At 36.9% G+C, this 11,949-nt stretch carries 12 protein-coding genes and 1 riboswitch; of the genes, 9 read left to right on the top strand and 3 right to left on the bottom strand.

All coding sequences use genetic code 11. The features are described 5' to 3' along the window. The first annotated feature begins 119 nt into the window (after positions 1-119). Positions 120-860, top strand: coding sequence for a hypothetical protein (locus JOC83_RS13150; protein ID WP_205187775.1), 741 nt, complete (start codon positions 120-122; stop codon positions 858-860). Between the two features lie 27 nt (positions 861-887). Here JOC83_RS13150 and JOC83_RS13145 read toward each other — a convergent pair whose 3' ends face one another. Both JOC83_RS13145 and JOC83_RS13140 read right to left on the bottom strand, forming a co-directional pair. Continuing rightward, entirely contained in the window at positions 888-1,694 is an 807-nt protein-coding gene (locus JOC83_RS13145) for an ABC transporter permease subunit (RefSeq protein ID WP_205187773.1), read from the bottom strand. Next, entirely contained in the window at positions 1,691-2,575 is an 885-nt protein-coding gene (locus JOC83_RS13140) for an ABC transporter ATP-binding protein (RefSeq protein WP_205187772.1), read from the bottom strand. Before JOC83_RS13140 ends, JOC83_RS13145 begins: the two co-directional genes overlap by 4 nt. A gap of 163 nt (positions 2,576-2,738) precedes the next feature. Here JOC83_RS13140 and JOC83_RS13135 point away from each other — a divergent pair, with 163 nt between their 5' ends. From JOC83_RS13135 to JOC83_RS13120, 4 genes are all read left to right on the top strand, one after another. Then, positions 2,739-3,332: a TetR/AcrR family transcriptional regulator gene (locus tag JOC83_RS13135; RefSeq protein ID WP_205187770.1), complete on the top strand. Its 594-nt coding sequence runs from the start codon at positions 2,739-2,741 to the stop codon at positions 3,330-3,332. Positions 3,333-3,572: 240 nt separating this feature from the next. Beyond that, positions 3,573-4,796, top strand: coding sequence for a dicarboxylate/amino acid:cation symporter (locus JOC83_RS13130; protein ID WP_205187769.1), 1,224 nt, complete (start codon positions 3,573-3,575; stop codon positions 4,794-4,796). 203 nt (positions 4,797-4,999) lie between these two features. Further along, positions 5,000-5,959, top strand: a complete 960-nt coding sequence (locus JOC83_RS13125; protein WP_205187768.1) for a DHH family phosphoesterase — start codon at positions 5,000-5,002, stop codon at positions 5,957-5,959. Positions 5,960-6,052: 93 nt separating this feature from the next. Next, positions 6,053-6,802 (top strand): glucose 1-dehydrogenase, encoded by a 750-nt coding sequence (locus JOC83_RS13120; protein ID WP_205187766.1) that lies wholly within the window; start codon positions 6,053-6,055, stop codon positions 6,800-6,802. Between the two features lie 128 nt (positions 6,803-6,930). Here the strand turns inward: JOC83_RS13120 and JOC83_RS13115 are convergent, their stop codons facing one another. Continuing rightward, positions 6,931-7,494 carry a YdcF family protein gene (locus JOC83_RS13115; protein ID WP_205187765.1) on the bottom strand — a complete coding sequence of 188 codons (564 nt, stop codon included), beginning with the start codon at positions 7,492-7,494 and terminating at the stop codon, positions 6,931-6,933. Between the two features lie 304 nt (positions 7,495-7,798). Between JOC83_RS13115 and JOC83_RS13110 the strand changes: the two genes are divergently transcribed. The 4 genes from JOC83_RS13110 (at position 7,799) to JOC83_RS13095 (ending at position 11,940) form a co-directional block, all read left to right on the top strand. Beyond that, on the top strand, positions 7,799-8,089 hold the full coding sequence (locus tag JOC83_RS13110) for a YhdT family protein (RefSeq protein ID WP_205187764.1): 291 nt from the start codon (positions 7,799-7,801) through the stop codon (positions 8,087-8,089). Then, positions 8,086-9,546, top strand: a complete 1,461-nt coding sequence (panF, locus tag JOC83_RS13105; protein WP_205187763.1) for a sodium/pantothenate symporter — start codon at positions 8,086-8,088, stop codon at positions 9,544-9,546. The genes JOC83_RS13110 and panF overlap by 4 nt, the downstream gene beginning before the upstream one ends. Before the next feature lie 57 nt (positions 9,547-9,603). After that, positions 9,604-9,788, top strand: a riboswitch (cobalamin riboswitch). A 138-nt stretch (positions 9,789-9,926) separates the two neighbouring features. Beyond that, positions 9,927-10,448, top strand: coding sequence for a cob(I)yrinic acid a,c-diamide adenosyltransferase (gene cobO / locus JOC83_RS13100; RefSeq protein WP_239583533.1), 522 nt, complete (start codon positions 9,927-9,929; stop codon positions 10,446-10,448). Next, complete coding sequence (locus JOC83_RS13095) at positions 10,432-11,940, top strand: cobyric acid synthase (protein ID WP_239583505.1); 1,509 nt, start codon at positions 10,432-10,434, stop codon at positions 11,938-11,940. The genes cobO and JOC83_RS13095 overlap by 17 nt, the downstream gene beginning before the upstream one ends. Positions 11,941-11,949 lie beyond the last annotated feature (9 nt).

Here is an 11,949-nt window from a genome sequence, read left to right as displayed (position 1 = left end):
GACAATTGTATGATAGACATTTTCGCTTTGTATAGTAAAATATTAGTATAGATAGTAAGGGGTGGTTAAAGCCTGCTTGCTTCTCTACATACTAAATGAAAAGGTGATTTTATTTTTTTATGATTTGGTTTACAGTATTAATCGTGACGATTTGCATCATCCGGCCGTATATTGAAAGCATTTCCGTTCGGCGTATTGCTTCTGAGAGGAAAAAAGTCAGCTATTATAAAGAACAATCTTTTTTTTATGCACTGATTTTGCTCTTTTTTGTCCTACTCATCTTTTACTTCAACTTTTCATTCTCTACTTTTGGATGGAACTCAGTTTACTTTCAAACGATTCAAGATTCACACGCATATCCTGCCGTTTTTGAATATTTATTATTATTAGGATTTGTAGGCTTTCTTTTTGTTTCTTTTATGATTGGTTGGATGAGTGATCATGGAGAGCGAGTGTTTTTAGAACAAGAGCTACCAATGTCTGTCGAAGCAACTGTACCCACGACAAAGAAAGAGCGATCATGGTGGTTCACTTACAGTGGTGTATCTGGCTTTGTAGAAAGTGTCGTGTACTTTCCAGCTTTCTTTTATTTTTTTCATACGTTACTACTGATTCAAAATAATTGGCTACTAGCAGCGGTAATGGGACTGGCGTATTTCATGTCTCAGCTCGCCTTTCAGCGTGATCGTCTTAGCTTTCAAACGTTTCTCGTGGGGACAAGCTTATCTGCTTTGTATATTATGACCAATTCAATCATCTTTATCTTATTTTTCTATGCGCTTAGCTTTCTTGTTTATGATGTATATCAAGATGACTTGAACTATAAAGGAAATCACGTTACAAAAAAGAAGATGAGTTAACTCATCTTCTTTTTTGTAACGTGTAAACTAAAGAGGTAAATCTCGTTTGCTGAAAATCAAGATGGATAATGTGTAAATGGCAATGCCAATTAGCCCGAAGAGGATACAAAACATAAAGATGTCCTCATTGCCACGTCCAATTTCAATCGGATTAAACAATGAAAATAAAGAGAGGCTTCGCATCCACTCAAACTTTTCACTCATTTTGCCGATAAGGTCACAGGCATAAAATACGATGGTTAGAGCAGCAGGTAGACTTAACGCTTTCTTTTCATCATTCATTAAAGCTGAAAAGAAAAAAGAATAACTTGAAATAACAAAGAAAAGAAAGAATGCAGCTACGTTCATTTGAATAAATGCCATTTTATCAAAATCAGACGTCTCAATTAAGTATTCACCACCAAGAATGCCCGCTAGTGTCGTGACACCTATTATGATGAATAAACCAACAATACCAAGTACAGCCTGTGTAAAAGAAATTTTTACACGTGAGTTAGGTGTAGCCAGTAAATAAGCCATCGATCCATTATCAACTAATTTAGCAAGTGATCCAGTTGCGGTTGTCATGCAATAGATGCTTAAGATAACGAGTAACAGAAGGCCATAATATTCTCCTGCAAGGAAATCACTTAGAGAAGAAAGACCGCCTTCAATCCCAAATGCTTTTAAGAAATTTTCAGGCATGGCCGCAATAATATCGTTTAGGCCTTTTACATTTGAAACAGAAGGATAAATCATTACAATTAACAATAGATAAAAAGTAGAACCAATCGTATAGCTTGCAATCGACTTTCCATGAACTTTTAGCATGGTAAAAAACAAAGAACGGCTCATTTTGTACCTCCTCTGTCATAATAGTTCATAAATACATCTTCAAGACTTTGATGTTCTACATCTAAGTGAGTCACACGAACAGAAGAAAGAGTATTTAAAAATTCATCATAGTTTCCTTTTACCACAATGCGTGCTTTTGTTTTTTCATAATCTTCCACTTGAAGAGGAGAAGAGAGTATCGTTTGCAAATCACTTTCAGATGAAAACGTAACAAGGAACTTTCGTGTTTGCTTAGCTCGTAGCTCACTCACGGTTTCTGTTGCCACGATGCGTCCGTCTTTAATAATAGCCACTCGATCGCAAGCCTTTTCTATCTCTGAAAAAATATGAGAAGACATAAAAATGGTCACGCCACGTTTCTTTTCCTCAAGTACTAACTCAATAAATGTTTGCTGCATGAGTGGATCTAATCCGGACGTTGGTTCATCGAGAATAATGACATCAGGCTGATGCATAAATGCAGCCACAATCCCAACTTTTTGTTTCATTCCTTTTGACATTTTTCGAATAGGTGTATGCACGTCAAATTGAAATCGATCGATTAATTGATCACGATAGGTTGTATCTTTTAATCCTCTCATACCACCCATTAACTTTAAAAAGTCTAATCCTGTCATGTTATCTAAAAAGGAGATTTCACCAGGTAAATAACCAACACGTTTTTGAATAACTGATGCTTGCTTCCACGTATCTAGTTTATGGATGAATGCTTTGCCACTATCTCCCTTCATAAAACCCATTAAGTGGCGAATGGTTGACGACTTACCAGCGCCGTTTGGACCTAAAAAACCAAATACTTCACCTGTTTTAACAGATAAATCAACGTTAAATATTCCTTTTCCGTTATGAAATGTTTTTGTTAGATTGGTAATCTCAATCATAAAAACCTCTCCTTTTAAATGAGTTGAGGAAATAATTTTGAACTTTTTAATAAAATATAGTTCAAAATTATTGTATGAATATTTTTTGAAAAAAGCAATAAAATTTTGAACTTTTTTCGTTTAAAGAGTTCATTAATTTGATACAATGATAGTGGTGATGTGAATGAATGGATTTGAAAAACGTAAAAATCAAAAGAAAGCAGATATACGTGCCGCTGCTTATTGTTTATTTAACAAATACGGCCCAAAGCAAGTAAACATGACTCAAATTGCAAAAGAAGCAAAAGTATCTCAAGTAACCATTTATAATCATTTTCAAAGTAAAGAGCAATTAATAAGAGAAGTGGTTATTGAGTATTTAGAGAAGCAAATAAACGTCTATACAAATTTAATGCATAGTGATGAATCGCTACAAACAAAAATTGAACAAATTATCTTTGAAAAAATATATGCTGAAAACCCAATGAAACGAGAGTTTTTTCAAGAGGCAATTGAAGGTGACACAGAGCTACAGGCACACTTCAACGAGTATTATGAAAAGAAAGCTCTTCCGCTTTTTGTTTCATTTATTATCGAAGGCAAGAATAAAGGAGAGATTTCTGAAAACATCTCGGTTGAATCGGTCCTCTTTTTCATTCAAGCTCTTAAAAATCAATTGGATCAATTACCAGCTCATTCTCCATTCTTTGAAAAACAAGAAAAAGCAAAAGAGATGTTACATTTATTCTTTTATGGCATCGCAGGAAAAAATACGTAATATACAAAGGGGAAATTGTGGAATGTTCGCTTTTTATCTTATGCTCAATACTTGACACACATCAAAATGATGATAAGATGTTACTAGTGATAAACATCGTTCGAACAATGCAATAACAATTATAAGGGGTTAGCTCATACTCAAAAGGTGGGTATGGGCTTTTTGTATACATAAGCGGTGATGGAGGGAAAAGGTTTTCACTCAATGTTCGGAATTAAATAAAAAGGAGAGTGAACCATATTGAAAAAGCTTTCATTACTCACGCAAGTACTTATTGCCTTTACGTTAGCTCTTGTACTCGGTTTAATTTTCAAAGAGAAAATGGCCATCGTACAACCGCTTGGCGATTTGTTCTTGAGACTAATTAAGTTTATAATGGCACCACTTATTTTAACAACACTGATTGTGGGAATTACAAGTTTGCAAGATAGCAAGCAATTGTTCAGTATGGGTGGACGAACCATCGCTTATTATATGGTAACGACACTTATTGCAGTCGGAATTGGTATTTTTTATGGAGTTGTGCTATCTCCTGGAAGTGGTGTTAAAGTAAACGAACCACAAGGAACTGAAGCAGCTCAAGCTGAAGCACCAACATTCGTTGAAACCATTCTTACGATTATTCCTGAAAATCCATTTGCAGCGCTAATGGACGGTAACATTTTGCAAATTATTTTCTTAGCAATTGCGATAGGTCTAGGGATTTTATTTGTTGGAGAGGAAGCAAGGCCTGTAAAGCGTCTGTTTGAATCATTTTCTACAGTGATGTTTAAAATTACAAGCGGCGTTATGGTTATAGCGCCAATTGGTATATTCGGGATGGTGGCGCCAATCATCGGCGAGTATGGAGCAGCTGTATTAATGCCGTTAATAAAAGTTATTGTAGCTGTAGGGCTTGGATGTGTCACACAAGTACTTGTTGCTTATTTATTGACAGTAAAGGTTTTTGGTAAAATGAATCCCGTTGCGTTTCTAAAAGGGATTGCTCCTGCTGGTATTGTCGCCTTTAGTACGGCTAGTAGTGGTGCCACGCTTCCGATTTCGTTAAAGAACACACAAGAAAATTTAGGTGTATCGAAAAAAACAGCAAGCTTTGTTTTACCACTCGGTGCCACGATGAATATGGATGGAAGTGCTATTTACCAGGGGGTTGCAGCGTTATTCATTGCTCAATTTTATGGTATTGAGTTAGGAATGGCTGAAATCATGATGATTATGTTTACGGCTACAGTCGCATCTGTTGGGACGGCAGGTGTACCAGGAGCGGGTATGATTATGTTAACGATGGTTTTAGCCGCTGTTCAATTACCTGTTGAAGGAATTGCTCTTATTGCAGCGATTGATCGTGTACTTGACATGTTCAGAACGTCCGTCAACATTGTAGGTGACGCTGCAGCAGCAGTATTTGTAGATTCATTTGAGAAAAAGCGTGAGAAAAAAGAGAATCATTCAATAAGTGCATAAAAAATACGAGGCTTTCCACGGAGAGCCTCGTATTTTTCTACTATTCATGCTTCTTCTTGTAAACGTATCTTTTATATATGTGGATTTTAAGTGACAATCCGATATAATGAATCAAGGTATGTGTGTATGTAAATATGACAACATAGCAGTAAAGTAATGGAGAGCTGGACATACTAATAGCAGAAAAATGAAGGAGTTTTTTAATGGCAAAAATTAAATTATTTTCACACAATGACTTAGATGGGGTAAGCCCAGCTATTCTAGGGATGCTTGCATTCGAAGGGCAAGAATTTGATTATGATACAGTCGGAATTGGCCGCATTGATGAAACGGTAACCCACTTTTTAGATGAACATAATGAAAGTAATGTAGAGATTTACATAACGGATATTAGTGTAAGTGAAGAAGTAGCAGCTCGATTAAATGAACTTGTAGGAAAAGGGCAGAAAGTGACGCTTATTGATCACCATATCTCTGCATTACCTCTTGCGGAAAAATATGAGTGGGTGTATGTGACACCAGAAGATAAATCAGGTACAAAAACGGCAGCTACTTCTTTATTTTATGAATATCTACTGAATCAAAAGCTTCTTACGAGAACAAAAGCGCTAGATGAATATGTTGAGCTTGTACGGTTGTTTGATACGTGGGATTGGTTTAAAGAGAAAAATGAAAAGGCAAAAAGACTCAATCACCTTTATTATTTAATTAATCATGAAGAATTCAAAGAAATGGTGTATGAAAAATTGAAGGCTTCTTATGAAAAAGATGAGGTCTTCGAATTCAATGAGCGTCATCAAATTTTACTAGAGGCCGAAGAAAAGAAGATTGAAAAATATATTCATGATAAACAAAAGCAAATGATTACAGCTTCCGTTACAATTGCAGGTGAAGAATATGTAGCAGGAATTGTATTTGCGGAAAATTATCAATCAGAGCTTGGAAATGCTCTTTGTCTAGAAAATGAAGACATTGATTTCTCTGTATTAGTTGATATGGGTCGACAGAAAATTGGTTTTCGAGCAGTGAAGGATCACATTAACTTAGCTGAAATCGCTGGGCATCTAGGTGGCGGAGGACATCCGAAAGCATCAGGTTGTTCGATGACACTCGAAACCTTTAAGTTGTTTGTTGTTAGTCAATTGTTTAAAGAGGAAAAGTAGAAGGTTGAACGGGACAAGCTGTCTGTGAATGGTTTGTCTCGTTTTCTTATGGGTATATAGAGGTATAAAATGACGCAAGTGGAGTTGAAGAAAATGATCTATAAAGGACAAGTAGTGGTTGTAACAGGAGCAGCAAATGGAATTGGTAAAGAAGTATCAAAGCAATATGCACAAAAAGGGGCAAGGGTGTTAATCGCTGACCTTGATGAAATGGCTGGAAAGGAGCATGAAAATCACATTCGTGAAGCAGGTGGTGAAGCGACATTTGTGAAAACGGATGTGAGAAGTGAACAAGATGTGGTGAACTTAATGAAAGAAGCGGTTCGTACATATGGTGGAATCAATATCTTAATTAATAATGCAGGTGTTACGAGGTGGAAATCCCCTTATGATTTATCGATTGAGGAGTGGGATGATATGATAAATATCAACTTACGGAGTGTTTTCTTGTGCTCAAGAGAAGCAGCGAAACAAATGAAGCAAAATGAAAAAGGCGGATCCATTGTTAATGTAGCCTCAACAAGGGCTTCTATGTCAGAGCCACATACAGAAGCATATGCTGCTACTAAAGGCGGCATTGTCGCATTAACACATGCATTGGCCATTTCTCTTGGTGAAGATCACATCACTGTCAATGCCGTTTCACCAGGTTGGATTGAAACGAGTGATTATGAAGCGCTACGTGATATTGATCATACCCAACATCCGTCACAGCGTGTAGGTAAACCAAGTGATATCGCAAAAGCTTGTTTGTATTTAACGCACCCTGAAAATGATTTTGTGACAGGAACAAATCTTATTGTCGATGGTGGCATGACGCGAAAAATGATTTATGAACATTAAACCGAATGATTACAGTGGGAAAAGAATATCATACACAAGTTAGCAGTTTGGTTAGAATGACAATGAAAAAGAAAAGTTGAGTGGGCTGAGTCAAACAGGATATTATACACTCCTGTTGGTTCAGCCCTTTATTTATCGATTAACCATGTTTTAATAATAGCTGCATATTCTCGAACATATGCTTGAACTTTAATAGCCAGAGGTGTTTCAGCTGCTAAAGGAAACATGGTAAAACCTTGGCGCTTTGCAATGATAGAAGCACGATAAAGGTGAAAGTCATTGCTAACGACTACAAAGGTTTTGTTCTCTATATGAGCTAGTTTTTTTGTGAATAAAAAGTTTTCATATGTAGAAGTGGATGCATCTTCTTTTACTATTCGTTTCTCATCAATTCCATTTTTAATTAAATAACGAGCGACAGCTTCTGCTTCTGTTATGTCTTCTCCCGGACCCTGTCCACCTGTTGTAATGACTTTAGTATCTGGATTTTCTTTTGCATATGCGAGCGCTTCTTGTGCTCGATTAGATAAGCTAAGTGACATTGTTTCTCCATTTACTTTTGCTCCAAGTATCATGACGTAATCCGCGTGTGCCGGTACATCTTTATGTGCAGCTTGATAAATTAAAACATTCGCACCAATGAGATAGAGAAAAACAATGCTAAAAAGACTAATTAGGATTATTTTTTTCATCACAATCACCTCAATTCTATGAATCTATCATCAATTCACCTTTATCATTGTAGCATGGACCCTTGTTAGAAGTCGCCAAATTTTAATGAAACGACCTGTACGTTAAAAGGCAGCAGCTGAAAAATGAGTGTAAACGTATGAATGATTAAACAATAAACAAGAAAAGCTTTCCTAATAGGTGTAAAATTTGTAAAATAAAAAAGTGATTATTTCACGAAATATTCATACTTTTTCTATTTCACAAGGAAAGATAGAAGAAGAACGCAATGAACGGTATAATCAAAAAACAGAAAGGAGAGGCAGCATGAAACTAGAGGAAAAACAGCAAAGAAAAAAGCGTTTTAAAATCGCTCATCGTGAAGCTAAAATCGGCATAGGCCTGGCGTTGTTCCACTTTATCTGGTGGTTTGGCTTTGCATATGGTTTCGGATCGAAGTCAGTAAAAGAATATACATACATTATGGGGTTTCCCACTTGGTTTTTTTATAGCTGCATAGTAGGCTTCATTTTAATTGTTCTTCTTGTAGTATGGATTGTAAATGTCTATTTTACAGATATTCCGTTCGAAGATGAAAGCGGAGGTGAAAACTCATGAACTGGGGTGTAATCATTCCGCTAGTTATCTTTATTCTTCTCGTCTTTTTTATTGGTATTTTTATGTCGAAGCGCAATCGTGGTTCTAATCAATTTGTGAGTGATTATTATTTAGGTGGTCGTCAATTAGGTGGCTTCATTTTAGCAATGACGATGGTGGCCACATACGGAAGTGCAAGCAGCTTTATAGGAGGTCCAGGAATTGCTTATCAAACAGGGCTTGCTTGGGTTTTGTTAGCTGTCATTCAAGTCGTAACTGGCTATTTTGTTCTCACAACGTTAGGGAAAAAGTTTGCGATCATTTCTCGTAAAATGAATGCTGTTACACTGGTGGATTTTCTTAAAACACGATATGAAAGCAATGTTGTAGTTGTACTATCAGCAATTAGTATTATTGTTTTTTTGTTCTCATCTCTTGCAGCCCAATGGGTAGGAGGAGGACGTTTAATTCAATCTGTCATTGGTATTTCTTATGAAAGCGCACTTACGATTTTTGCTATTACTGTGTTGTTATATGTATCCATTGGTGGGTTTCGGGCAGTAGTACTAACCGACTCTCTTCAAGGAATTGTTATGTTTCTTGGAACCGTCATATTGTTAGTAGCTACGATTCATGCAGGTGGTGGAGTTGGTAACATTATGAATGAGTTAGTTCAACAAAATCCAAACCTGATCAGTCCATATGGCGCTGATCAATCCTTAACACCACTATATGTTTCCTCTTTTTGGATTTTAGTTGGTGTAGGGGTTGTAGGATTACCACAAGTAGCAGTTCGAGCAATGTCTTATAAAAATTCTAGAGCGATGCATCAAGCGATGATCATTGGTACAGTCGTTGTTGGCGTTATCATGCTTGGAATGCATTTGACAGGTGTATTTGCAAGAGCGGTCATTCCAGGAATTGAAGTTGGAGATTCAGTCATGCCATTGTTAGCAATGGAAGTATTACCAGCATGGTTAGCTGGTATTGTATTAGCAGCACCAATGGCTGCCATCATGTCTACGGTTGATTCAATTTTATTACTCGTAAGCTCAGCAATTGTAAAAGATGTGTATTTAAATTATATCAATCCAAACGCAAACGAAAAGCAAGTAAGAAAATGGAGCTTTCTGTCAACAGCTTTCCTTGGAATTGCGGTTTTTTTAGTGGCAATTCAACCACCTGATTTACTAATTTGGTTCAACTTGTTTTCATTCGGTGGACTAGAATCCGTCTTTATTTGGCCGATTGTGCTAGGCTTGTATTGGTCAAAAGGAAATAAATACGGAGCAATTGCAGGCATGATTGTCGGCATGACCTCTTACATTCTTATTCATACATACTATCCAAATCCATTTGGAATGCATACGGTAGTACTGCCTATTGGATTATCGCTTGTAAGCTTTGTGGTGATGAGCTTACTTACACAGAGAAAAACAGAGAAGTTACGCGAACAATTAATCAATCATTATCTATAATTAACAAAAATTTCTTGTCGAACGGATACTTTTCAGCTAGAATGAAATAGATTTTGAAAATTTCATATTTTTTAAAGTGCCTTTTATTAGAAAGGATAATAGGGAAATCGGTGAAAGTCCGATGCAGCCCCCGCTACTGTAAGTGTGGATGAACCTGCTAAATACCACTAGCATATGCTAGGAAGGAAGCAGAAGTAAAGAGAAGCACAAGCCAGGAGACCTGCTTTAAAAACACATTTCTTATTTTTCGGTGGGAAAGATAAGTCAAGCTTATCATGTATAAATAAGAGTATATGATCAAACCTTGGCTTATAACGCCAAGGTTTTTTTATTATCAGAAAAATAGGGGAGGGAGCAAAGTGGAAAGAGAAGAAAGAGGCATGACGCTTGTGTATACAGGTGATGGGAAGGGCAAGACAACAGCTGCATTTGGTGTTGCGCTTCGTTCCATCGGACGAGGTCTTCATGTTAAGGTGCTTCAATTTATTAAATCACCAAGACGAGGATATGGTGAGCAAGCAGCCTTAATGAAGCTGGGCGCGGAAGTAGAGATGTTAGGAGTTGGTTTTACATGGACAAAAACACCTGAAGAACATCGAGTAGCTTTGGAACATGCATGGAAAGTGGCTCAAGAAACGATTATGAGTGGAAAATATGACCTTATCATTTTAGATGAGTTAAACAACGCATTGGCAATTGAGCGATTTAACATTGAGGATGTTTTACCACTTGATGAGGTAATTGAAGTCATTAAAAGTCGTCCAAAGCATGTTCATCTTGTTATAACAGGAAGAGGAGCGAAACAAGAAATAAAAGATGTTGCCGATTTGGTTTCAGTCATTGAAGCTGAAAAACATTATTACGACGAAGGTGTGAGCGCTATTTATGGCATTGAATATTAATAAAAAAGCACGCTCGATTATGATTCAAGGAACACATTCAGATGCTGGAAAAAGTATTATTACAACTGCTTTGTGTCGTATTTTTTCCGAAGATGGCTTGCAAACAGCCCCTTTTAAATCACAAAACATGTCATTGAACTCTTATATTACGATTGATGGAAAAGAAATTGGGCGCGCGCAAGGAATTCAAGCCGAAGCAGCGGGTATTGACGCAACCACGAATATGAATCCTATTTTAATTAAACCAACCCGTGATCAAGAAGCACAAATTGTTGTTCATGGACAACCTATACAAAATTTGCGTGCTTTTGAATATCGAAATGATTTTTTTGAAACAGGATTAAAGGTGATAAAAGAAGCGTATGAATCTTTAGCGTCTCATTATGATTGTGTTGTCATTGAAGGGGCAGGTAGTCCGGCAGAAGTGAATTTAAATGATCGTGAGATTGTCAACATGCGAGTCGCTCAAATTGCTGATGCACCAGTTATTTTAGTTGGAGATATCGATCGAGGTGGAGTGTTCGCAAGTTTGGTAGGAACATTACAACTTTTAGAAGAAGCTGATCAAAAGCGTGTCGTAGGGGTCATCATCAATAAATTCCGAGGCGATCTAACACTTTTACAACCAGGACTCGATTGGTTTGAGCGCTACACAGGAATCCCTGTTCTTGGAGTGGTGCCGTACGTTGAAAACCTAGAAATTGATGGAGAAGACTCACTGACGCTGCATAGGTATGAAGGGGAAAATGACAAAAAAGATATAGATATTGCAGTCTTATCGTATCCGCGCATGTCAAATTTTACCGATATAGATCCTCTTCGTTTAGAACCAGATTGTCGTGTTCGATTTGTAAAAAAGCCATCTGACTTACATACACCAGATGTCATTATTTTACCTGGTAGTAAAAATACCATTGAAGACTTACAGTGGCTACGATATCAAGGGTTTGAACCTTACATAAAAGAAGCAGAGAAACGGGGAACTTACATCGTTGGCATATGTGGCGGTTATCAAATGTTAGGAAATCAATTATTTGACCCTCATCATGTAGAATCACCAAATGAACAGGTAGAAGGCTTATCCTATTTACCTATTGAAACCACGTTAACAACAAAGAAAAAGACCATTCGTGTGACAGGAGAGTCATTTTTAGATAAGCACAAGCGCATACCTCTAGAAGGCTATGAAATACATATGGGACAAACTTGTTACATCAAACCTGTTCAATCATTTGCCATGTTAAATGGTGAAAGAGAAGGATGCTTAGTAAACCATATACAAGGTACGTACTTACATGATGTTTTTCATAACGATGTATTCCGACGTACGTTCCTAAATAAGATAAGAAATCAAAAAGGGCTTTCTTCCATTGAAGAAACGATAAATATAAAAGAAAAAAAAGAGAAAGAGTTTGCGAGGTTAGCCTCTCATGTGCGTGAGTCTGTAAACATTGATGACGTATACCGTCTGATGGACCAATACGCCAAGTAAACCAATTAA

Source organism: Priestia iocasae, assembly GCF_016909075.1.
Taxonomy (GTDB): Bacteria; Bacillota; Bacilli; order Bacillales; family Bacillaceae_H; genus Priestia; species Priestia iocasae.
This window is presented reverse-complemented; position numbering and strand designations above follow the sequence as displayed.

Coding starts and splice junctions, on each gene's coding strand:
- JOC83_RS13140 (WP_205187772.1), bottom strand. CDS start 2,575: ATGATTGAGATTACCAATCTAACAAAAACATTTCATAACGGAAAAGGA.
- JOC83_RS13110 (WP_205187764.1), top strand. CDS start 7,799: ATGAAACTAGAGGAAAAACAGCAAAGAAAAAAGCGTTTTAAAATCGCT.
- cobO (WP_239583533.1), top strand. CDS start 9,927: ATGACGCTTGTGTATACAGGTGATGGGAAGGGCAAGACAACAGCTGCA.
- panF (WP_205187763.1), top strand. CDS start 8,086: ATGAACTGGGGTGTAATCATTCCGCTAGTTATCTTTATTCTTCTCGTC.
- JOC83_RS13150 (WP_205187775.1), top strand. CDS start 120: ATGATTTGGTTTACAGTATTAATCGTGACGATTTGCATCATCCGGCCG.
- JOC83_RS13120 (WP_205187766.1), top strand. CDS start 6,053: ATGATCTATAAAGGACAAGTAGTGGTTGTAACAGGAGCAGCAAATGGA.
- JOC83_RS13095 (WP_239583505.1), top strand. CDS start 10,432: ATGGCATTGAATATTAATAAAAAAGCACGCTCGATTATGATTCAAGGA.
- JOC83_RS13145 (WP_205187773.1), bottom strand. CDS start 1,694: ATGAGCCGTTCTTTGTTTTTTACCATGCTAAAAGTTCATGGAAAGTCG.
- JOC83_RS13125 (WP_205187768.1), top strand. CDS start 5,000: ATGGCAAAAATTAAATTATTTTCACACAATGACTTAGATGGGGTAAGC.
- JOC83_RS13115 (WP_205187765.1), bottom strand. CDS start 7,494: ATGAAAAAAATAATCCTAATTAGTCTTTTTAGCATTGTTTTTCTCTAT.
- JOC83_RS13135 (WP_205187770.1), top strand. CDS start 2,739: ATGAATGGATTTGAAAAACGTAAAAATCAAAAGAAAGCAGATATACGT.